The sequence below is a fragment of the Rhodopila globiformis genome, from assembly GCF_002937115.1.
GTDB classification, from domain to species: Bacteria; Pseudomonadota; Alphaproteobacteria; order Acetobacterales; family Acetobacteraceae; genus Rhodopila; species Rhodopila globiformis.
The window spans coordinates 1-22,645 of the sequence record NZ_NHRY01000250.1 but is presented as its reverse complement, the minus strand read 5'-3'; the positions used below and the strand labels follow the sequence as shown (position 1 = coordinate 22,645).

The 22,645-nt window shown below is 68.0% G+C and carries 18 protein-coding genes; 13 read left to right on the top strand and 5 right to left on the bottom strand.

Features of this window, described 5'->3' with window-relative positions:
- Nucleotide 1: 1 nt before the first annotated feature.
- The 6 genes from CCS01_RS25710 (at nt 2) to CCS01_RS25685 (ending at nt 5,850) form a co-directional block, all read left to right on the top strand.
- Entirely contained in the window at nt 2-856 is an 855-nt protein-coding gene (locus CCS01_RS25710) for an FAD/NAD(P)-binding protein (RefSeq protein WP_204848436.1), read from the top strand.
- A gap of 12 nt (nt 857-868) precedes the next feature.
- A complete protein-coding gene (locus CCS01_RS25705) occupies nt 869-1,651 on the top strand; it encodes an NADH-quinone oxidoreductase subunit B family protein (protein WP_104521621.1) in 783 nt (260 codons plus the stop codon).
- A complete protein-coding gene (locus CCS01_RS25700; RefSeq protein ID WP_104521620.1) occupies nt 1,641-2,930 on the top strand; it encodes a Ni/Fe hydrogenase subunit alpha in 1,290 nt (429 codons plus the stop codon). Before CCS01_RS25705 ends, CCS01_RS25700 begins: the two co-directional genes overlap by 11 nt.
- On the top strand, nt 2,923-3,387 hold the full coding sequence (locus CCS01_RS25695; RefSeq protein ID WP_104521619.1) for a hydrogenase maturation protease: 465 nt from the start codon (nt 2,923-2,925) through the stop codon (nt 3,385-3,387). The genes CCS01_RS25700 and CCS01_RS25695 overlap by 8 nt, the downstream gene beginning before the upstream one ends.
- Before the next feature lie 390 nt (nt 3,388-3,777).
- Nucleotides 3,778-5,088, top strand: a complete 1,311-nt coding sequence (locus CCS01_RS25690) for an MFS transporter (protein ID WP_158258596.1) — start codon at nt 3,778-3,780, stop codon at nt 5,086-5,088.
- 357 nt (nt 5,089-5,445) lie between these two features.
- A complete protein-coding gene (locus CCS01_RS25685) occupies nt 5,446-5,850 on the top strand; it encodes a hypothetical protein (protein WP_104521617.1) in 405 nt (134 codons plus the stop codon).
- Between the two features lie 75 nt (nt 5,851-5,925).
- On the opposite strand, the gene CCS01_RS25680 is transcribed toward CCS01_RS25685, so the two are convergent.
- Nucleotides 5,926-6,354 carry a GFA family protein gene (locus tag CCS01_RS25680; RefSeq protein WP_239992395.1) on the bottom strand — a complete coding sequence of 143 codons (429 nt, stop codon included), beginning with the start codon at nt 6,352-6,354 and terminating at the stop codon, nt 5,926-5,928.
- A 538-nt stretch (nt 6,355-6,892) separates the two neighbouring features.
- Between CCS01_RS25680 and dctP the strand changes: the two genes are divergently transcribed.
- From dctP to CCS01_RS25665, 3 genes are all read left to right on the top strand, one after another.
- Nucleotides 6,893-7,927 carry a TRAP transporter substrate-binding protein DctP gene (gene dctP, locus CCS01_RS25675; RefSeq protein WP_104521615.1) on the top strand — a complete coding sequence of 345 codons (1,035 nt, stop codon included), beginning with the start codon at nt 6,893-6,895 and terminating at the stop codon, nt 7,925-7,927.
- A 206-nt stretch (nt 7,928-8,133) separates the two neighbouring features.
- Complete coding sequence (locus tag CCS01_RS25670; protein ID WP_104521678.1) at nt 8,134-8,523, top strand: DUF4280 domain-containing protein; 390 nt, start codon at nt 8,134-8,136, stop codon at nt 8,521-8,523.
- 141 nt (nt 8,524-8,664) lie between these two features.
- A complete protein-coding gene (locus CCS01_RS25665) occupies nt 8,665-10,296 on the top strand; it encodes an acyl-CoA synthetase (RefSeq protein ID WP_104521614.1) in 1,632 nt (543 codons plus the stop codon).
- A 219-nt stretch (nt 10,297-10,515) separates the two neighbouring features.
- On the opposite strand, the gene CCS01_RS25660 is transcribed toward CCS01_RS25665, so the two are convergent.
- Complete coding sequence (locus tag CCS01_RS25660; protein ID WP_104521613.1) at nt 10,516-12,738, bottom strand: CHASE3 domain-containing protein; 2,223 nt, start codon at nt 12,736-12,738, stop codon at nt 10,516-10,518.
- Between the two features lie 168 nt (nt 12,739-12,906).
- Between CCS01_RS25660 and CCS01_RS25655 the strand changes: the two genes are divergently transcribed.
- Entirely contained in the window at nt 12,907-13,644 is a 738-nt protein-coding gene (locus tag CCS01_RS25655; protein WP_104521612.1) for a pyridoxine 5'-phosphate synthase, read from the top strand.
- Between the two features lie 1,510 nt (nt 13,645-15,154).
- Nucleotides 15,155-16,621 carry an oligosaccharide flippase family protein gene (locus CCS01_RS25650; protein WP_104521611.1) on the top strand — a complete coding sequence of 489 codons (1,467 nt, stop codon included), beginning with the start codon at nt 15,155-15,157 and terminating at the stop codon, nt 16,619-16,621.
- Nucleotides 16,622-17,182: 561 nt separating this feature from the next.
- On the opposite strand, the gene CCS01_RS25645 is transcribed toward CCS01_RS25650, so the two are convergent.
- From CCS01_RS25645 to CCS01_RS25635, 3 genes are read right to left on the bottom strand one after another with little or no spacing between them, the layout of a single operon-like run.
- Entirely contained in the window at nt 17,183-17,800 is a 618-nt protein-coding gene (locus tag CCS01_RS25645) for a histidine phosphatase family protein (RefSeq protein WP_104521610.1), read from the bottom strand.
- Complete coding sequence (locus CCS01_RS25640; protein WP_239992394.1) at nt 17,800-18,642, bottom strand: ABC transporter permease; 843 nt, start codon at nt 18,640-18,642, stop codon at nt 17,800-17,802. The genes CCS01_RS25645 and CCS01_RS25640 overlap by 1 nt, the downstream gene beginning before the upstream one ends.
- Nucleotides 18,639-19,379, bottom strand: a complete 741-nt coding sequence (locus tag CCS01_RS25635) for an ABC transporter ATP-binding protein (RefSeq protein WP_104521609.1) — start codon at nt 19,377-19,379, stop codon at nt 18,639-18,641. Before CCS01_RS25635 ends, CCS01_RS25640 begins: the two co-directional genes overlap by 4 nt.
- A gap of 98 nt (nt 19,380-19,477) precedes the next feature.
- Here CCS01_RS25635 and CCS01_RS25630 point away from each other — a divergent pair, with 98 nt between their 5' ends.
- Together CCS01_RS25630 and CCS01_RS25625 are read left to right on the top strand one after the other, a co-directional pair.
- Nucleotides 19,478-20,194 carry a metallophosphoesterase family protein gene (locus CCS01_RS25630; RefSeq protein ID WP_104521608.1) on the top strand — a complete coding sequence of 239 codons (717 nt, stop codon included), beginning with the start codon at nt 19,478-19,480 and terminating at the stop codon, nt 20,192-20,194.
- A gap of 918 nt (nt 20,195-21,112) precedes the next feature.
- Entirely contained in the window at nt 21,113-22,606 is a 1,494-nt protein-coding gene (locus CCS01_RS25625; RefSeq protein ID WP_104521607.1) for a PfkB family carbohydrate kinase, read from the top strand.
- The last annotated feature ends 39 nt before the right edge of the window (nt 22,607-22,645 follow it).

Sequence of the window (22,645 nt, the reverse complement as noted above, 5' to 3'; positions counted from 1 at the left end):
CGTGGATGTGATCGCCGCCAACGTCGTCGCGACAACGGATCCCATGGTGCCGATGCCGTTCCGGATCACCCGGGTGATCCGGGAGATTCCCGGCGTCTACACCTGGCACCTGAAACCGCTCGACGGCAAGCCGTTCCACTACCGGCCCGGCCAGTTCAACATGGTGTATCAGTTCGGGGTCGGCGAAATCCCGGTCTCGATCAGCGGCGACTCGCGCGAGCCGGATACCCTGGTGCACACCATCCGCGCCGTCGGGCCGGTGACCAACGCCATGCAGGAACTGCACGCCGGCGCCGTCGTCGGCATCCGCGGCCCGTTCGGCCGGCCCTGGCCGATCGACGAGGTGGTCGGCTCCGACATCGTGTTCGTCACCAGCACCATCGGCCTGGCGCCGCTGCGCGGGCTGATCTACGAGGTGCTGCACCGCCGCCAGGACTTCGGCAAGGTGATCATCTGCTACGGCACTCGTGGCGTCGACGACATCATGTATGAGCAGGACCTGCATCGCTGGCGGGCGCGGTTCGACACCAATGTGCACCTGACCGTGCATTCCGCGCCGAGCGGCTATCGCGGCCGCGTCGGCAGCGTCAATGCGGCGATCCGCGCGGCGCGTCCCGACTGGTCGGCGACGACTGCCTTTGTCTGCCGATCGGAGGCGCTCACACGGCAGGCGGTGGATACGCTGGGCGAGCTTGGGGTGACCAAGGATCGTGTCTGGGTCACGCTGGAGCGCAACATGCAGTGCGCCATTGGCCTGTGTGGTCATTGCCAGATCGGCACCACTTTCGTCTGCAAGGACGGGCCGGTGTACCGCTACGACCAGATCGAGCACCTGTACTCGGTCCGGGAATTCTAGAGGAGAACCGGCATGGCCAAGGCACCAGGCAAGCCGAAACTCGCAGTCTGGAAGTTCGCATCCTGCGACGGCTGCCAGTTGTCGCTGCTGGATTGCGAGGACGAACTGCTGGCGGTCGCCGGCGCGGTGGAAATCGCCTATTTCCCCGAGGCCACGCGCGGCGTTCTGAAGGGGCCGTACGACGTTTCCCTGGTGGAAGGGTCTGTCACCACGCCGCATGACCTGGAGCGGCTGAAGGACGTCCGCCGGCAGTCGCGCAGCCTGATCACCATCGGCGCCTGCGCCACCGCCGGTGGCATCCAGGCCTTGCGCAACTTCAAGGACGTGAAGGAATTCACCAACATCGTCTATGCGCATCCGGAATACATCTCCACGCTGGAGAAATCGACGCCGATCGGCGCGCATGTCGAGGTGGATTACGAACTGCGCGGCTGCCCGATCAACAAGCACCAGTTGCTGGAGGTGCTGACGGCGTATCTGCACGGCCGAAAGCCCAACATCCCGTCGCACAGCGTCTGCATGGAATGCAAGCTGCGCGGCACGGTGTGCGTGCTGGTGCGCGGCGCGGCGGCGTGCCTGGGGCCGGTGACTCATGCCGGCTGCGGCGCGATCTGCCCGGCCTACAACCGCGGCTGCTACGGCTGCTTCGGCCCGAAGGAGACGCCGAATCCGCAGTCGCTGAGCCCAAGGCTGGCCGATCGGGGTTTGGATGAACGTGCGCTGCAACGCGTCTATCGCACGTTCAACGCAACGGCCGAGGCCTTCCAGAAGGAAAGCGAACGTCATGACGCGTAAGACGATCAAGGTCGATGTTCTGGCCCGGGTGGAAGGCGAGGGCGGCCTGCGTCTCGTCATCGACGGGAACACGCTGCGCGAGGCCGAACTGAAGATCTTCGAGCCGCCGCGCTTCTTCGAGGCGTTCCTGCGCGGCCGGAACTACACCGAGGTGCCTGACATCACCGCGCGGATCTGCGGCATCTGTCCGGTCGCGTACCAGATGAGCGCGGTGCACGCGATGGAGGATGCGCTCGGCATCACCGTTTCGCACCCGATCCGGGAGCTGCGGCGGCTGCTGTACTGCGGCGAGTGGGTGGAAAGCCACGTTCTGCACATGTACATGCTGCACGCGCCGGACTTCCTTGGGTACGAGGGCGCCGTCGAGATGGCGAAGGACTATCCCGACATCGTGCAGACCGGCCTGCGCATCAAGAAGGCGGGCAACGCCATCCTGAAGCTGCTGGGCGGGCGGGAGATCCACCCGATCAACGTGCGCGTCGGCGGCTTCTACCGCGTGCCGACCAAGCGGGAACTCGCGCCGCTGCGGGAAGAACTGCAACGCGCGCTGGAGATGTCCCTGAACGCGGTCAGGCTGATAGCCGGCTTCGAATTCCCCGACTGCACCCGCGACTACGAGATGGTTTCGCTCGGCAAGGCCGGCGAGTATCCGTTCAACGCCGGGCGCGTCGTCAGCAGCAAGGGCGTCGACATCACGCCGCAGGAATACGACGCGCATTTCGAGGAATACCACGTCGAGCACTCGAACGCGCTGCATTCGCGCCGCGTTGGCGCCGGGTCGTACCTGACCGGGCCGATTGCCCGCTACAGCCTGAACTCGGCGCTGCTGTCGCCGCTGGCGAAACAGGCGGCGCGCGAGGCGGGACTGGAGGCGACCTGCAACAATCCGTTCCGCAGCATCGTCGTCCGCGCGGTGGAGGTGATCTTCGCGTTCGAGGAAGCGCTACGGGTCATCGACGCCTACGAACCGCCGGACCGTCCGTTCGAGGACGTGGCGCTGCGCGCCGGCACCGGCTATGCCTGCACCGAGGCGCCGCGCGGCATGCTGTATCACCGCTACAGCATTGCCGAGGATGGCGCCATCCTGGATGCCAAGATCGTGCCGCCGACATCGCAGAACCTGCCGAGCATCGAGGACGACCTGCGCACGTTCGCGCCGGCCTGGCTGCAGCAGGACACCAACCGGCTGCGTCATTTGTGTGAACAAACGATTCGTAACCATGATCCGTGCATTTCCTGCTCGGTGCATTTCCTGAAGCTGGACATCGTGCGTGTCTGAACCGCCACGCCGGCTGGTGGTCGGCGTCGGCAATCCGGACCGTGGCGACGACGGCGTGGGCCGCCTGGTCGCGCGCCTGCTGCGCGGGCGGCTGCCGGCGGACGTGCGGATCGAGGAACAGGCCGGCGGCGCGGCGGAGCTGGTCGACCTGCTGCAGCAGGCGGATTGCGTGATCCTGGTGGATGCCGCGGTGTCGGGCGCGCCGCCGGGCACGATCCGGCGGTTGGACTGCCGGGCCGGGGACGTGGTGCCGGAGAGCGGCGGCGCCTCGTCGCACGGGTTCGGCGTGGCGCAGGCGGTCGCCCTGGCGGCCGCGTTGTCGTGCATGCCGCGCGTGTGCGTAGCGTATGTGATCGAGGGGGGCTCGTTCGCGGTAGGCGGGGCGATGTCGGGTGAGGTCGTGTCTGCCGCGCAGGAGGCCGCGCGATTGATCGTTACGGAGCTGACGGCGGCGTGACTGGTGCGGGTCGAAGAGCGTTTTGACTGCCGCGATTGTTCTCCCTTTGTCATGGCTGGGCGTGTCCCCATGCGCACCAGGGTAAGCGAAACAGCGAGCAAGGGCTTGTCCCTCACCGTCATGGCCCGGGACACGCACCATAGGCGTTAACATAGCGAAGAACTTTGCCGATCCGTCATGGCCCGGCTTGTCCGGGCCACCTATTCCAGCACGTGCATCGCGACAGGTGGCCCGGACAAGCCGGGCCATGACGAGGAGGCAATGGCGTGCCGCCAGCCCGCGGCATCGATACGTTACGAATTCGAACCAATAAGCCGCCTTCCCATTTCCCTGTCGCGCGAAACTGCTTTAGCCTTCCCGCGGGACCGACAGAGTTCGCAGGAGGAAACAATGACGCCCGATTTCGAACGCGCCGTCATGCGCAAGGTCGCATGGCGCCTGATACCGTTTCTCAGCATCGGCTACATGATCAACGCGCTCGACCGCTTCAACGTCTCGATGGCCGCGCTGACCATGAACAAGGACCTTGGCCTGACCGCCAGCGCCTATGGCTTCGGCGCCGGCGCTTTCTTCTGGACCTATATCCTGTTCCAGCTTCCCGCGAACATGATGCTCAACCGCGTTGGCGCCCGCGTCTGGATCAGCGCCATCATGGCCATGTGGGGCGTCTTCTCGGCCGGCACCGCACTGGTCACAGGAGAAACCAGTTTCGTCGCCGCCCGCTTCCTGCTGGGCATTGCCGAGGCGGGCTTCTTCCCCGGCGTCGCTTATTTCCTGACCTGCTGGTTCCCCGCCCGCTACCGCGGCCAGATGATGGGCATCTTCTTCGCCTTCGGCGCCTTCGCCGGCGTCATCGGCGGCCCGCTCGGCGGCGCGCTGCTGCAGCTCGACGGCGCGTTCGGCGTCCGGGGGTGGCAATGGATCTTCCTGGTCGAGGGCGTCCCCGCCGTCATGCTCGCCTGCTATGGCCTGATCACCCTGAGCAACCGGCCGGCGGATGCCCACTGGCTGACCGCCGGGCAGCGCACCTGGCTGCAGGGCCAGCTTGACAGCGAGGCCGCCGCCAAAGCCGGCCACGGCAAGGGCGTGCTCAGCTCGATCGCCAGCCCGCAGCTGCTGATCCTGACCGTGGCCTATGTCGCGATGGCCTACGGCATCTACGCCATGGCCTTCTTCCTGCCGCTGATCGTCAAGTCGCTCGGCCTGTCGAACACCGCCATCGGCTATATCCTGGTGCTGCCCAACATCTGCGGCAGCATCGGCATGATCCTGTGCTCGCGCAGCTCCGACCGCACCGGCGAGCGGATCTGGCACGTCGTGCTGCCTACCGTCGTCGCCGGGTTCGGCGCCATGGCCGCCGGATTGTTGCTGGGCAATATCTACCTGGCCATCAGCGCCTTCTGCGTCGCGTTCTGCGGCATCGCCGCCAGCCTGCCGGTGTTCTGGAACCTGCCGACGGCGTACCTGGGCGTCGGCGCGGCGGCCGGCGGCATCGCCTTCATCAATTCCATCGGCAACATCTCGGGCTATCTCGCGCCGCAGGTGACCGGCGCGCTGCGCGACGCCACCGGCGGCTACACGGTGCCGATGCTGGTCGCCGGCGCCGTCATGCTGGCCGGCGCCGGGCTGATCCTGGCCTCGGGCATCCGCAAGCACATGCCGCGCGGCGTGGCGCTGGAAAGCGGCACCCTGATGCACTGAGCTTCGCCGCACGGTCCTGCCGATCGGCGCCGTGCGGCATGGCCCCGCCGTTGGCGGGCAGCGCGGCTCCGGCGGCGGCCGTGCTGCCTGGCCGCGGGCCGCGCGCCACATCCGCAACAAATGAACACGCGAAAATTGTGGACTTCAGGCGTCCCGTTGAAGTCTTCTCCCGCGCGCCACCAGGCGCCGCTTTTTCTTGGGAACATCCGTCTCTACAGGACATATGCTGCCAGGCAAGCGACCGTTTCTTGGGCTGCAGAGGGCGTGGCACGGAAATTGCGGGCCATTTGCCGGCGCTTTCCACAGTCCCGCCGGGACGCATCGAGGTGGCATGAACGATAGGCACGAGGCACCGCCATGAGCAACCGCCTGGCCGCCGGCCGGTACGGCCTGATCGCAGCGGCATTGTTGCTGCGGACGGCGCTGGCGGCGCCCCCCACGCCGGGCAGCGACGACGCCCGGTTCATGGCGCCGTACAAGGCATGGATCACGACGCAACACGACCAGTATCAGATTCCGTGCTGCGACATCGGCGACGGCCGGCCGGTGGACGCCGACATGATCACGATGATCGATGCCGATCACGTCAGGCGGACGCACTGGCGGGCACATGTGACGCCGGCGCATTTCCCCGGGCAGCCGGATCACTGGATCATCGTTCCGGACGAAAAGATCATCGTCGGCGCCAACCCGACCGGCAGCCCGATTCTGTGGCTGTACCATGGCCTGGTGCAGTGCTTCGCGCCTCCGGCCGGGACCTGAACGCCGAACCGCCCGGCACGCGCGTCGGCATGCCGGGCGGTGCTGGCGGCCGGCCCTGGCGGGGGTGGCGCCGGCCTATTCCGGCACCGCCTCCCCGGAGCCACCGAACTCGGCCGGAAAATCCTTCAGCTTCGGCAGCCCGTCGCGGATCGGCAGCACCGTTTCGGCGTAATTCACGTGCACCGCCGGCTCGAACCGTAGGTCTGGAATGGTTGCGGAAAACACGTCGACCATGTTCAGCGGCGGGTGCCGCGCCATCAGGTGGCCGCCGCACAGGCGGCAGAACTGGCGATGGCTCATTTCCGTCTTGGCGAAGGTGGCGATGTGCTCGGCGCCCTTGGTCACCTGCACGGCCTCGGGCGGCCACAGGCTGAAGGCGTTGACCGGCCCGCCGGACCAGGAACGGCATGACCGGCAGTGGCAGTAGCCCATGGCATTGGGCTTGCCGGTCACGCGGATCTCCACCGCGCCGCAAAAACATGCTCCGGAATATGAATCGCTCAAGACGTTCCTCCTGTTCGTTGTCGCGCGGCGGCAAGTCTAGGCGGATTTCACCGGCTGTATAGGGGCGCGGTCCGGGGCCGAGCGGGGCGGCTGGCCCGCCACCGCCATCGGTCCGGTGTCCGCCCGTCCTCGGCTGCGGCCACGCCGGCGGCCGGGGACCGGCATCGTGACCGCGCTGCCGGCGGCCGCCTGCGGCGTACTTGACATGTGATATGCCGGACCTTGCGCGTCGCCCGCAACGTGTTACGCTGGATTTAACGAGGTGACACCGGCTGAGATAGCACCTCCTGGCGGAACTTCGGTTCCGTGCCACCAGCAACGGTGGCCAAGGCGCAAGCCGAGTGGATGCTGGTCGAAACTTCAAGGGCGCCCTCCGGCGCCCTTTGCTTGCCGCCGCCGCGGCGCCACGAAGGGAAGCGGTCCCGCAAGGCGTTGTCCCGGTGGCGGGCAGCGTAGCCTCGCCCTCTTGACGCACATGGATTGAACGGCAAACAGTCGCGCCATCCCGGTCAACCGGGGGGCCAGGAAGGGTCAGCCCATGCGGCAAGGCTTGTCTCGCCGGGCATTCGCCCGCTCGGCCGCCGCCACGGCCGGAACATGCGCCATCCTGCGCCACCCCCGCGGGCAGGAGGCGCTGACGATCCGCTGTTCCCTCGACACCGCCCCGTCCCATGCCCGCAACCGCGCGATCGTCGACTACCTGCGCAGGGTCGAGGATGCCACGGGGGGCCAGGTCAGCAGCCAGGTGTTCCACTCCGGCCAGCTCTATGCGGACCTGGACGTCGCCACGGCGCTGCTGCAAGGGCGGATCGACATGGCCGCGCCGGGTGCCTGGACCCAGACGGGCATCGTGCCCGACTGCGATTTCTGCCAGTTGCCGGTGTTCTACGGCCAGAGGGTCGCGGTGACGGACCGCGCCTCCGACGGCAAGCCCGGCGCATTGATCGTGCGGCAGATCGAAAGCGCGCTGCGGGTGCACGTCATCGGCCCGTGGATCGACCTGGGCCTGCAGAACTGGTACACGACGAAACGGCCCATCGGCAGCCTCGACGACATCCGCGGCCTGCGGATCCGCAGTGCCGGCGGCGCCGGCGTCAGCTGGCGCATCGGTTTCTGCGGCGGCATTCCAGTCGCCACCGCCTGGCCCGGCGCGCCGACGGCGCTGTCGCGGGGTCGCTTCGACGGCCTGGTCTCGACCAATGAAAGCTGCGCCAGCGCCAGGTTGTGGGAGGCCGGGGTCCGGTATTCGTACCAGGACCACCAGTCCGCCGGCCAGTATATTCCAATGATCAGCCGGGCCTTCTGGGCGAAGTTGACGCCCGACGTGCAGAAGATCATGGCTGATCTCTGGATCACCAACATCAGCGGCTATCGCGCCGACGCCCTGGCGGCGCAGGCGCGCGCCCGGCGGATGATGGCAGACAACGGCGTCCGCTTCGTCGATCCGGCGCCTGCGGTGCTGGCGGAGACGCGCAAGCGGATACAGGCGGACGTCGCCAGCCTGGTCCGCGACGCCAGGCTGTCGCCGGATGTCGTACGCCTGTCCGAGGAGTCGGTGAATGGCCCGGCCTGACGCGCACCGCCGTGCGATCGTCAGCGGCGCCGAATGGCGCAAGCCGGACATCCGTCCCGGCGGCCGCCTGGCGGACCCGTCTTCCCGCATGATCCGGCATGGTTCCCGCTCTGCCATGCCACCCCGGGGCGCTCACATCATTATTGTCAATCAACACCGAAACGCGCATCCTGCCGGCGACCCACCAGCCGCAACGGGAAACCCAGATGGCGATCCAGGTCGTGAATGGAGCCATGCTCGCCTGCACGATGGGGGCGGCGCCGTCATCCCTGGTCGTGCTGCCGACCAACCGCACCATGGCCGGTGGCATGCCGGCGGCGACCATCATGGACTTCGCGCCGATGGTGAACATCATGCCGTTCGGCATGTGCATGAGCATCGCCAACCCCACCGTCGCCTCGGCGACCGCGGCAGCGCTGGGCGTGCTGACGCCGATGCCGTGTATTCCCGCGACCGTGGCGCCGTGGGTGCCGGGCGCGCCGACGGTCCTGCTGGGCAGCATGCCGGCGCTCGACAACAACTGCAAATGCATGTGTGCCTACGCCGGCGTGATCAGTGTCACCGTGCCCGGCCAGGTCACCGTGATGGTGCCCTGACCCGGGCGGCAGCGCCGGTCCCGCTCCGTTCACCAGGCGTCGATGTGCAACGACTCCGATTGCCGCCTTCCGCCTTTCGGCGGTATGTCAGGTGGTTAAAGGCCCGGCTCCACCGGACCGCCTGTCAGGGAGACGCCCACGATGACCAGCCCCTTCGACGATCTGCCCAGGAACCAGGCCAACCACGCCCCGCTGACTCCGCTGACCTTCATCGAGCGGGCGGCTTATGTCTATCCCGACAGGCTGGCCGTCGTGCACGGCACCGACCGCTGGACCTGGAAGCAGACCTACGCCCGCTGCCGCCGCCTTGCCTCCGCCCTGTCGCGCCGCGGCATCGGCAAGAACGACACCGTCGCCATCATGGCCCCCAACACGCCGCCGATGTATGAGGCCGCGTTCGGCGTGCCGATGTGCGGCGGGGTGCTGAACACGCTGAACACCCGCCTGGACGCCGACACCATCGCCTTCATGCTGAGGCACGGCGGCGCCAGGGCGCTGATCACCGACCGGGAGTATGCTGCCGTGATCGAGCCCGCCCTGGCGCTGCTGGACGAAAAGCCGCTGGTCATCGACATCGACGATCCCGCCTTCTCCGGCGGCAAGCTGCTGGGGGAGGTGACCTATGAGGCGCTGCTGGCCGAGGGCGACCCGGAGTACGACTGGCAGCCCCCGGGCGACGAGTGGGATGCGATCGCGCTGAACTACACGTCCGGCACCACCGGCGACCCGAAGGGGGTGGTGTATCATCACCGCGGCGCGCACCTGAACGCGGTCAGCAACATCCTGAACTGGGACATGCCGCGCTTCGCGGTGTACCTGTGGACGCTGCCGATGTTCCACTGCAACGGCTGGTGCTTCCCCTGGACGGTGGCCGAGCGCGCCGGGGTGAACGTCTGCCTGCGCCGGGTGGACGCGCAGTCGGTGCTGGACGCCATCCGCGACAACGAGGTGACGCACATGTGCGGCGCCCCGATCGTCTATTCCATGCTGATCAACGCGCCGAAGGACCTGCGCGCCGGCATCTCCCATCGCATTTACGGCCAGGTCGCCGGCGCCGCCCCGCCCGCGGCGATCATCGAAGGCGCCGAGGCCATCGGCATCGACCTGACGCACGTCTATGGCCTGACCGAGGTCTATGGTCCGGCCAGCGTCTGCGACAAGCAGGAATCCTGGGCCTTCATGCCGATCGACCGCCGGGCGGAGCGCAACGGGCGGCAAGGGGTGCGGACGCCGTTGCAGGACGGCATGACCGTGCTCGATCCCGAGACCATGCAGCCGGTGCCGTGGGACGGCGAGACCATGGGCGAGATCATGTTCCGCGGCAACATCACCATGAAGGGCTACCTGAAGAACCCGTCCGCCACTGACAAGGCGTTCGCCGGCGGCTGGTTCCATACCGGCGACCTCGCGGTGATGCAGCCGGACGGCTACGTCAAGATCCGCGACCGGTCGAAGGACATCATCATCTCCGGCGGCGAGAACATCTCCTCGCTGGAGGTGGAGGAGACGCTGTACCGCCACCCGGCGGTGCTGAGCGCCGCGGTGGTGGCGCAGCCGGACGAGAAATGGGGCGAGACGCCCTGCGCGTTCATCGAACTGAAGCTGGGGGCGACGGCCACGGCCGAGGAACTGCGTGACTTCTGCCGCGAGCACATGGCCCGGTTCAAGGTGCCGAAGACGTTTGTCTTCCGGGAGATTCCGAAGACCTCGACCGGCAAGATCCAGAAGTTCGTGCTGCGGGAGCTTGCGAAGTCGAGTTCGGCGATCGAGTAGGCGCGGGTCCGTTGCCTCCCCGTCATGGCCGGGACACGCCCGGCCATGACGGTAAGACAACGGACCGGCCCCGAGATCCTTCTCCAATCGCCGCCCTATCCCGGTAGCCATGGGGACACGTCCGGCCACGACGGTGGGGCAACAGACCTGGCGCCAGATCCTTCCCCATCCACCTCCCTATCCTGATACGCATGGCAACGCCCAGCCAGGCTGTCTGCCTCACTCCCGCTTGTGCGTCCGCAGGTCCACCACGTTCTCCGGACCGGCCCCCGGCGCCACCCCCAGCACGTCCGCCACCTTCCGCGCCAGCTGCTCGCGCTTGAACGGCTTGCCCAGCAACTGCACCCCGTCGTCCAGCCGCCCGTGGTGCACGATCGAGTTCTCGGTATAGCCCGACATGTACAGCACCTTCACCTCCGGCCGCATCGCCGTGATCCGCTCGCTCAGCTCGCGCCCGCGCACCTTGCCGGGCAGCACCACGTCGGTCAGCAGCAGATCCACCTCGGCGGCATGGGCGCCGAACACCAGCAACCCCTCGTCGCCATCCTGCGCCTCCAGCACGCGGTAGCCCAGGTTGCGCAGGATCGCCCCGGCCACCTCGCGCACCGCGGCCTCGTCCTCGACCAGCAGGATCGTCGCCGAACCGCGCGGCAGCTCCGCCGGCGCGCTGCTGCGCTGCATGGTGGGCACCTGGGCGCCGACGGCGCGCGGCAGGTAGATCTTCACCGCGGTGCCTTCGCCCGGCTCGGAATAGATCTTCACGTGCCCGCCGGACTGCTTGACGAAGCCGAACACCATCGCCAGCCCGAGCCCGGTGCCGCGGCCCTCGGTCTTGGTGGTGAAGAACGGCTCGAACGCCCGGGCAACCAAGTCCGGGGTCATGCCGTGCCCAGTGTCGGAGACCGCGACCATCACGTAGTCGCCGGCCGTGACCTCGGCGTGGCTGCGGGCGTACTCCTCGTCCAGCACCTTGTTCGCCAGTTCGATCGTCAGCCGTCCGCCGCCCGGCATCGCGTCGCGCGCATTCAGCGCCAAATTCAGCACCGCGCTTTCCAGTTGCGCCGGATCGGCCATCGCCGGCCACAGGCCCGCGGTGTCGACGAACCGTACCTCGATATGCTCGCCCAGGGTCCGGCGCAGCAGCGGCAGCAGTTCGGGGAAGGTCGCCGACAGGTCGATCGCCGTCGGCGACAGCGGCTGCCGGCGCGCGAAGGCCAGCAACTGGCTGGTCAGCGTACCGCCGCGCTGGGCCGCCCAGAGCGACCGCTCGATATGCGTGACCACCGGATGCTGCGGGTCCAGCCTGGTGCGCGCCAGCTCCAGGTTGCCCATGATCGCCGTCAGCAGGTTGTTGAAATCGTGGGCGATGCCGCCGGTCAGCTGGCCGATGGCCTGCATCTTCTGCGATTCGCGCAGCACCGCCTCGGACTGGGTGCGCTTGGTCATGTCGCTGAGCGTCAGGATGAAACCGTTGCCGGGCGTCGGGGTGCGGCGGATTTCCAGCACCTGGCCGTCCGTCCGCGTCCGCTCATACACCACCGGCTCGCCGTTGCGGCTCTGGCCGTGGCGCACCTGGTCCTCGGTTTCCAGGAATTCCCCCCCATCAGACGCGGCGAATTCGACGAAGGCGGCATAGGGCATGTCGACCCGCAGCATGGCGGGCGGCACGGCCAGCAGGGTCTGGAAGCACTCGTTCCAGTGGTTCAGCCGGAACGCCGGGCCGAACACGGCAACCCCCTGGCTCAGGCTGTCCAGCGAGGCGCGCAGCTCTCCGGCCAGGGCGCGCTGGGTGGCCTCGGCGCCGGCCGAGCGCGACCAGGCGTGGTTGAGCATGCGGGCGGCCCACAGCAAGGCCAGGATGGCGACCGCGACGCCGGCGAGCACCAGCCGGTGGACCCATTCGGTGTGCTCGTCGACAGCCGCCAGGCGATGGGACAGCAGGGTCTGCTCCTCGGCAGTCATGGCGGTCAGCCCGGCTTCGATCGCCTGGCTGGTGTCGTGTCCGGCGCGGTCGCGGAACCGCTGGATCGCCGCGTCCGGGCCGGAATCGCGCCGGACCTGGATGGTCTGCGCGAACTGCTCCAGGCGGCTCTGGATGGTCGGCACCAGGGACCGCAGCCGCGCCTGCTGCGCCGGATTGTCGGCGGTCTGTTGCTGCAGGTCGCCTTCCAGGATGGAAATCCGGCCCAGCGCGGCCTGGTAGGGCGCGAGGTAGTCGTCGCCGCCGGTCAGCAGGTAGCCGCGCTCGCCGGTCTCGGCATCGCGCAGCGCGATCCGCAGGTCGCGCAGGGTGGCCAGCACCGTGTAGGTGTGCTCGGTCCATCCCCGCGCCGAGCGGGTGGTGGCGAAGCCATCCCAGGTCAGGGCGCCGATCAGGGCCAGGAAGCCGATCAGGACGGCGAAGACCAGGAAGTTGGCGCGGGCGACGATCTGTTTCGACATGTGACGGTCCCCCGGCGAAAAGCCTCATTCCCTGCCATCGTGCCGATAAATCGGACGGGGCCTGGGCGGGCAATCTGGGTCGGGTTCTGCCCAGGTCCAGTCAATACCTTGAGCGCGCCGGCCGGTATCCGCGTTGAGTTGCCGGGCCGCACACGGTATCGTGCCGGCATGGCTCACCTCAGCGTCAACCTCAACAAGATCGCCCTGCTGCGCAACTCCCGCCACACCGGCGTGCCGGACCTGCGGCGCTTCGCCCATCTGGCGCTGGAGGCCGGCGCGCATGGCCTGACGGTGCATCCGCGGCCGGACGAGCGGCACATCCGTGGCAGCGACGTGCCCATGCTGGCGGACCTGATGCGTCCGCTCCGTCCGGGAATCGAGTTCAATATCGAGGGCTACCCGGACGCGCGGCTGATGCACATCGTGCGCGCCAACCGGCCGGAGCAGGTGACGCTGGTGCCGGACGCGCCGGGTGCCTTCACCTCGGATGAAGGCTGGAAGCTCACCCCGGCGCAGGTGCAGGTGACCGGCCCGGCGATCCAGGCGATCAAGGCGCAGGGCGGCCGGGCGATCCTGTTCATCGACGCCGATCCCGCGGTGATCGACCGGGTGCGAACGAGCGGCGCCGACGGCGTGGAGATCTACACTGGCCCCTATGCCGAGGCATTCCGCGCCGGCACGCACCAGCCGGTGCTGGAGCGGATCGCCGCGACGGCGGCGCGTGCCCGGGAGGCCGGCCTCGTCGTCAACGCCGGCCACGACTTGAACCTGCACAACATCCCGCCGCTGATGGCCGCCGTGCCGTTCCTGGCCGAGGCCTCCATCGGCCATGAGCTGACCGCCGACGCGCTGGAAAACGGCTTCACGGCGACGGTTGCGGCCTATGTGAAGGCGCTTCAGGTCTAGTCCCTCCGTGCAGTGATCCTGACCGGCTGGGCAGGCGGCTTCGTTGCATATGGCGTTGGATCGGCAACAGCCGGGTAAACCTGGGAAAAAGGGGCCTCCACCAGCGTTCGCCGCGACTCCGTGTTGAGATCGGAACCGTATCGGATCGGTCTCGCGGCGGCAAACGGCTCCGCCGATGCTCAACCGGTCAAGGCCTTCGTGCTGGGGCGCTTGTGAAAGGCGGCCGTGGGATTCAAGGTCGTCCCGGGCGGCCCCTACGGGATGCACACATCTCGGAAACGGTCCGCCGCTGCGTTTCCCTTTCGTCATGGCCCGGCTTGTCCGGGTCACCTGTCGCGGCACAAGTGCTGGAATAGGTGGCCCGGACAAGCCGGGCCATGACGATGGTGGAACGCTCTTGGCGCCCAGGCAAGCACTTGATTTTACGGTCATTTCCGACTCGTTTCCAGGATGTGTGCATTGCGTAGGGGCGGCCCGGGGCAACGGCGGAGCCTGGACGGACGACCGCTCCCCATACGGCGTTACGGATCTGGCCCTGATTGTCCTGAATGCCGGGCCGCGAGTCGCAGCAGGAACAGCCAGGCCGCGTTCGAGCCATCGCGGCCGCAGGCCGCAATGAAATCTTCTCTGCGTGCTCTGCGCCCCGCTCTGCGTGCTCTGCGTTGAATCGCGGTGGGCGGGGCGCCACCGGCGTTGGAGGTTCGGCGACTCACCGGCAACGCTGGCTTTTGTTGCGGCACCGCATTTTTGCAACGCAGAGATCGCATAGCGGGGCGCAGAGCACGCAGAGAAGCGATTCGGATGCCCTGCGGGCGGGGTGGCCGTGCGTTGATCACTGCGCTGCCATCGCCAGGATATTGAGGGCCGGGTCTGTAGCATTTCGGAAGGATCAACAAGCACGGGCGATTCCGGATGACCCCTGGTACCACCCGCCGCGGGTTCCGACCCCAGCCTTTGACGCAGGACACATACCCATCTCGGATCGAAATCGCAGCGAACAGCCTCCCAGTATCGGGATGCCCGGTTCGTGCCCGGGCCTGGCCCCGGGTACCCGCCATGACGGCGTCGTCCGGCGCCGATCATGCAACGCATTCCCGGGTGGTGAAATTGGCCGCGAAACAAGGATGGCAGCGTTCCTACACGATATGGAGGTGCGCGGCCGCTTCCGTCTGGCGTCGAGGGCAATAAACATTGCGTTATCACACCACGCGCAGATCGTTTCCGCTCGGCGCATCGCCGCTCGCGGCGGCGTAACGGGCCAGTCTTGCCCGGCGACTTTGCGCCAGGTGATGCCAGCCGCGCGCCAGACAGCCCGTTCTTGTTGTGAAATCAAAAATAGTTCACTTCCGCCCGAGCAACGTGATTTGCGGCGCTCGCGACTTGCGGGCAATGGTCGCATCGTTGATTATTTCCGGGTTCCACCCTTTCTGCCGGACGCCGACGACTCCCGGGCTCCTGCCCCCGCGCATCACATTCATGCATTGATCCTAATCGACGAGGCAGCTCATCCGTGTACCGTCAGATCATCGGCTATATTCCTTCGGTCATCGTTCCGGCCTTCGTCTCGATGGCGATGGTCTTTGCCTATACGCGACTGCTGACGCCGGCAGCGCTCGGCAGCTATACGTTCGTCTTTTCCGGCGTTCTCGTCCTACAGACGTCACTGTTCTTCGCGTTGCCGATCACGGTGATGCGCTTCTATCCGCAAGCCGCGGTCGGCGGCTGGCAGGACCGCTTCCTCAAGCAGGCCTACGCCTTGTTCTACGCCCTGGCCGGCGTGACGGCCATGCTGGGCGTTGCCGCCGGCCTGCTGGTGCACCTGCCCGCGGATTACCGCTGGGCCGCCTGGCTGGGCCTGCCGCTGCTGCTGGTCCGGGCCCTGGTCCAGCTCAACCAATCGGTCAACCGCTCCACCAACCGGATGGGGCGGTACAATCTGATCGAGGGACTGCATGCCGCCCTCGGCTTCGGTCTTGGTCTGGGGGCGCTGTTCGTGCTCGGCCACGGGCCTGAATCGATCATTCTCGGGCTGCTGGTCGCCGCGGTCGTCTGCGCCGCGGTGGATTTCCGGCTGCTCGGCGCGCCGTTCCGCCCGGCCGCCGGCGCCTTCCGGCGTCAGGAACTGCGCCAGCTGGTTGATTACGCCTGGCCGCTGGTGGCTGCGCAGGCGACCGAGATCGTCATGCAGAACGCCGACCGGTTCCTGCTCGGCTCGCTGGTCGGCGCCGGCGCGCTGGGCATCTACGCCGTCGCGTACAACCTGGTGGACCGGCCGATGACGCTGATCTGCCTGTCGATCACCACCACGACCTTCGCGCTGGCGATGCAGGTGCTGGAGCGGCAGGGCCGGGAAGCGGCGCGAATCCAGGCGGGGCGCAACGGCATCGCGCTGCTGGCGCTGGCCTTGCCCGCCTGTGTCGGCCTGTCGCTGACCGCCCACAACATCGCTACCGTCCTGGTGGGCCCGGCGTTCCGCGACGGAGTCGCGGCGCTGATCCCGATCATTTGCTTCGCGTCCCTGATCCGCGGCGTGCGGGCGCACTTCATCGACCATGCCTTCCATTTGTCGGGCAAGCCGCTGACCATGCTCTGGAGCTATGGGCCGGCCACGGTGCTGAGTATCCTGCTGAACCTGTGGGCCGTACCACACTATGGCATGTTCGGCGCGGCCTGGGTCGCCGTGGTCTGCCATGGCGCCGCGGCCGCTGGGTGCTGGTATCTGGCCAACCGGCAGTTCCCGGTCTGGCTGCCGCCGGGCCAGGTGGTGCGGTGCCTCCTGGCCATCGTGCCGATGGCGGCGGCACTGGTCCTGATCCCGCTGCCGATGGACTGGCTGGGCCTGGTCGGGGCCGTGATGATGGGCGGGGCGATCTACGGCGTCAGCGCCGTCGTGCTGGATGTCGGCAAGGTGCGGTCCATCGGCCAGCGGGCGCTGCGCCGGCGGCTGCAGCGGAAGCTGCCGGTGCTGGCAGGATAGGGAGCACCCTTCCGTCATGGCCGGGCGTGTCATGGCCGGGACACGCCCTACGGCGTGCACACATCCCGGGAACAACCCGGGCCGCCTTGGCCGGATACCGTGGGAATGCCTTCGTGCCGATCCCGCGCCGGTACGGATCGGCAAGGGGCGATCGAAGGCATGACAGGTGCCGCCACCCCGGACAGTGACGCATGCTCCGGTATCTTGGCGTCTTGGCGTTTTATCGGTGGAAGCAACCGCACGGGCCAGCGGCGCAGCGCACCCATCAGCGCCGGGCGCGGTGGCACGGTTCCCGTTCAACGCCAAGACGCCAAGATACCGGGGGTCCCCGTCGCCGTCCGGCCCCGTGTCACGCGCCTGATCGCGGCAAGCCTCGGCATGCTGGCCATGACGACAGGGGCCAGGGCCGCGGCAGGCCGTTTCCGAGATATGCGCATGCGACAGGGATACGCCCGGCCATGACGATAAGGAGACGATCTCGCCGGGCCGAGACGATTCGGGAGACCTGCCTTCCCTCGAGGGACGCTCTGACCAGCTTGCGGTTACCGTGGCGCCAATGCCTCAGTAGCCCGGCATCTCGTTGACGCACACCACCCGCCAGCCGTCCGGCGTCCGCTCCAGCCGCGTCAGCGACAGGTTCTGGATCGACAGGTGCAGCGCATTGTCCGGGCCGATGGACAGCGCATGGGCGACGGCGCCGCGGATCGCCCCGCCGTGCGAGACGACCACCACGTCCCGCCCGGCATGGGTTTCCGCCAGGCGCTCTATCGTTGCGCCGACGCGGGTGATCACCTCGGCCATGCTTTCGCCGCCCGGCGGCTTCTCATGCCCGCCCAGCGGCCAGAAGGCGTGCTTGGGCAGCGCCAGCCGGGCGGGCAATTCGGCGTGCGGCAGGCCCTGCCACTCGCCCAGGGACTGCTCGGTCAGACCGGGCTCGACCGTCAGTCCGGCGCGCGGATAGCCGTGGGCGAACAGCGTCTCGGCGGTGCGCCGGGTGCGCGACAGCGGCGTCACCAGCCAGTCGGCCGGGCGCGGCAGCCGTGCCGCCAGCGAGCGGTACATCGGCGCCTGCTCCAGCAATGTCGGCTCGCACAGCGGCACGTCCATCACGCCATACAGGAAAGCGCGCGCGTTTTCCGCCACCAGGGCGTGGCGGATCAGCCAAAAACCTGTTTCCATTACTCACCAATGCTCATCAGCGCGCCCCGCACCCGGGCCTGATGGAACTGCCACGCAAACAACACCGCCGCGCCGGCAATCCAGACGAGGTTCAGGACGAAGGCCGCCGCCAAATGGTCCCAGCGCACCGTGCCGTGCATCAGCACCGCGCGCATGCCCTCGAACACATGGGTCGTCGGCAGCGTCAATGCCAGCGGCTGCAGGGCCGCCGGCAGCACCGAGACCGGGTAGAACACCGCCGAGAACGGCGCCAGGCCGAACAGGATGCCCCAGGCCAGCGGCTCCGCCCCGGCGCCGTGCCGCAGCACCAGCGACACCACCCCCAGCGCGATCGCCCAGCCGAAGATCATCAGGTTGACGAAGAACAGCACCAGCACAGGGCCGAGGCTGAACAGGTTGAAGGCATAGAACGCCCAGGCCAGCAGGATCGCCGGCAGCACGCCGGTCAACATCCGGATGACCGACATGGCAATCAGCGCCGCGACCATCTCGAACGGGCGCAGCGGGCTGACGAAGACGTGGCCCAGGTTGCGCGACCACATCTCCTCCAGGAACGAGATCGACATGCCCATCTGGCTGCGCAGCGTCACCTCCCACAGCAGCACGCCGCTCAGCAGCAGGCCGCCGGCCATGATCGCCGGGTTGCTGCCCATCCGCGTCGCCAGGAACCGCGCGGTGAAGCCCCAGATGCACATCTGCAGGATCGGCCAGTACATCAGCTCCAGCAGCCGCGGCCAGGAGCGGCGGTACAGCGCCAGGTGCCGGTACATCAGCCCCCAGATGCGGCGGGCCATCGGTTGCCATTGGGGCGGCTGCACCATGGGCAGGGAGCGGATCTTCATGCCGCCACCGCCTGCCGGCGATCGCGGGCGATGTCGAGGAACACGTCCTCCAGGTCCTGCCGCCCGTAGCGGGCGAGCAACTCGTCCGGCGTGCCGCGGTCGACCACGCGGCCCTGCTTGAGCATGATGACCTGGTGGCACAGCCGCTCGACCTCCGCCATGTTGTGGCTGGCGAGCAGGATGGTGCAGCCGCTTTGCGCGCGATACTGTTCCAGCCAGGTGCGGACCATGTCGCCGGTGTCGGGATCGAGGCTGGCGGTGGGCTCGTCCAGCAGCAGCACCTCCGGCTGGTTGATCAGCGACTTGGCCAGGGCGACGCGGGTCTTCTGCCCGGCCGACAACTGGCCGGCGGGACGATCCAGGATCTGCCCGAGGTCGAGGTCGCGCGCCAGCGTGGCGATCCGGTCATCGAGATGCGCCACGTTGTACAGGTGGCCATAGACCCGCAGGTTCTCCCTGACGGTCAGCCGATGCGGCAGGGCAACGTAGGGCGACGAGAAGTTCATCCGCTCCAGCGCCGCGAAGCGGTCTTTCGCCATGTCGTGCCCGAGCACGGTGATGCGTCCGGACGTCGGGACGATCAGCCCCAGCAGCATGGCGATGGTGGTGGTCTTGCCGGCGCCGTTGCCGCCCAGCAGACCGACTGTGCCGCCGGCCGGGACGGTGAAGCCGATGTCGTCGACGGCCAGCACGCTGTCGTAGCGTTTAACGAGGTGTTCGACCTGAATTGCTTCCATGACCCTTCGGATAGTGTCCCATCCGCCATCCGCCAAGCGACGATTGGGCGAACAAGTGGTGATTGGCCAAATCCGCCGACAGGCTTAGTCTGGCCTCCATGCTTGAATTCGCCGCCGCCCCCGCGACCTTGCCGCCTGGACAGCGCATCTATGCCATCGGCGACATCCATGGCTGCATGGACCGGCTCGCGGCCCTGCACGAACTGGTCGCCGAGGACATCGCCACCCGTCCGGCGGAGCAAACGACCCTGGTACATCTTGGCGACTATGTCGATCGCGGCCTGGACAGCGCACAGGTGGTGGACTGGCTGATCAACGGCCCGCCGGTGCCGGCGGACGAGATCATCAACCTGATGGGAAACCACGAGGAAATGATGCTCGCCGCGATCGCCGGGGCGGACAAGGAGGCGGCCTCGCTGTGGCTGGCCAACGGCGGGGCCGATTCGCTGCTCAGCTGGGGGATCTCCCGCCTCGTGCCGCCGCAGGCGTGGGCCAGCCATATACCGCCGCAACATCTGCTGTTCCTGCGCGACCTGTCGATCAGCCACCGCGCCGGCCCCTACCTGTTCGTCCATGCCGGCATCCTGCCCGGCCTGCCGCTGGACCGGCAGACCCGGCACGACATGATCTGGATCCGGGAGCCGTTCCTGTCGTCGCGGGCGGACCACGGCGCGGTGATCGTCCACGGCCATACCCCGAAGCGGGAGCCGGTGATCCAGCCCAACCGGATCGCCATCGACACCGGGGCGGTGCTGGGCGGCGCCCTGACCTGCGTCGTGCTGGAAGAGGACAAGCTGGCCTTCCTGCAAGCGTGAGGAGGTGAGCGTCGGTGTTTGCCTGGGGCGGGACGGCCGCGGTTTGATACGGGGCGGTGCGTCCCCGGTGGCGGTCGCGTGGCCGATCACGCATTTCTGTTCACACAGAGAAAGGCTGAGAATTGCGGAGGGCCCCGGAGAATCAGGGGGGGCGTCGCGCGGCCGTATGCGCGGCACCGTCCCGTCGTCATGGCGGCCGCAGGGCCGCCATCCATGCCTTGCGGTGCTGATATCAGCAGAAGGCGTCGATGGTGGGCCTTCGCCCACCATGACGTTGGGGCAACGGCCGTGCCACCATCCGCCTAAGTTAGCGCGTATGGGGCGTGTCCCGGCCATCTGCGCTTCGACGGTTGGGGGGATGGCCGGGACACGCCCGGCCATGACGATAGGGAGACGACCTTGCTCTGCCCTGCCATTGGCGCGTGTGGGGTCGCATGTTCACAGGAGCAGGCAGGTTGATCCGCCCGGCCAGGCAACGGTGCCTGGCATCGCATCGTCCGGCAGTACAGTGCGTCATGCGCCTCGCGCGCGGCGGCATGGGCTTTTCCCTGTGGCCCTCCACGAACCTCTACTTATTCTCTGTGGTTACATTTCCCGACAATCCACCGCACGCCCGCCGCCGGTGACGCTCATCAGCCGAAACCCGGGCAACCCCCGCCCACGCCAGTGGGCCAACGCCGACCTGTGGCTGATACTTCCCTCCCTCAACCCCTCAAATATCCGAACTTTCTCCCTGTGAATGCATCCCAGCAATGGCCGCGACAAGGCTCCGCGCCCGCCGTGGCCGACGGGCCCGGCCGATCCGTTTCTGGTATGATACCAGGAACTATACGGTTTCTTCATCATCGCTTGCTTCTTGCGCGCGCTCCACGCGAAGATGGGTTGCGCCAGTGCGACAGTCCCGTTACGGCAGAATGAATGAACCAGATTACCCCTGGAGCCGCATCGCGCGGTGATGAGCCTCAGCCGGACCTTGCGGGCGCCGTCCGGCGCCTGGCGCGGACCAGCGTCCTGGTCATCGGCGACGTCATGCTCGACCGCTACACCTATGGCGAGGTCACGCGGATCAGCCAGGAAGCGCCGGTTCCGGTCCTTTCCATCGAGCGGGAAGTGGCGCTGCCGGGCGGCGCCGGCAATGTCGTACGCAACCTTACCGCCCTGGGGGCGGCAACCGCCTTCATCTCGGTCGTCGGCGACGACCAGGCCGGGTCGGACCTGACCGGGCTGATCGGCGGACAGCCGAATGTCGAGCCCTGGCTGATGGTGCAGGGCGGGCGGACCACAACCCAGAAGACCCGGCTGATCGCCGCCGGCCAGCACCTGCTGCGCGCCGATCGCGAGCAGACCGACCCGATCCAGCCGCGGCTGGCCGAACGGATGGTGCGCATCGCGCTGGATGCCATGGCGGCGACCTCGGTCACCGTGCTGTCGGACTACGGCAAGGGCGTGCTGTCGGGCGACGTGCCGATGCAACTCGTGGCGGCCGCCCGCAAGGCCGGCCGCAAGCTGATCGTCGATCCGCGTGGCAGCGATTTCGCCCGCTATGCCGGCGCCGACGTAGTCATGCCCAACCGCCAGGAACTCGCCGCCGCCACGCACATGCCGGTGGACAACGAGGTTGCGGTCGTTGCCGCGGCACAGGCCCTGCGCGCGCAGCACGGCTTCGGCGCCGTGGTCGTGACGCTGGGCAACGCCGGCATGACGCTGGTCGACGCCACCCGCTCGCAGCATTTCCCCGCCGAGGCGGCTGAGGTCTATGACACCTCCGGGGCCGGGGACACGGCGCTGGCGATGCTCGCCGCCGCCCTGGCGGCGAAGCTGGACCTGCCGATTGCCGCGCGCCTGGCCAACCTGGCCGCCGGCATCTCCGTCGGCAAGGTCGGCGCCTCGGTGGTGCGGGAGGCTGACCTGATGGCGGCGCTGACGCCGCAGCGCAGTGCCCTGCGCAAGGTCGTCACCCGTGAGCAGGCGGTGGAGCAGGCCGAGCGCTGGCGCCACCGCGGCTGGCGCGTCGGCTTCACCAACGGCTATTTCGACCTGCTGCAGCCGGGCGACATCCACCTGCTGGAGCAGGCCCGCGCCGCCTGCGATCGGCTGATCGTCGGGGTCAACAGCGACAGCAGCGTGCGGCGGAGCAAGGGTCTGCCGCATCCGGTGCAGCCGGAGGCCGCCCGCGCCGCCGTGCTGGCCAGCTTCGCCTGCGTCGACCAGGTGTGCCTGTTCGACGAGGACACGCCCGAGTCGCTGATCGAGGCGCTGCGCCCCGAGGTGCTGATCAAGGGCGCCAACCATGCGCGCGGGGCGGTCGCCGGCGCCGATTTGATCCGCAGCTGGGGCGGGCGGCTGATGCAGATCGACCTGCTGGCCGAGTCGATGCCGCAGCCGGGGATGACCGTGCTGAAGACCCGGTAAAGCCGCCCTCGACCCTGGGCCGCCCCCTTGGCCCTCCCC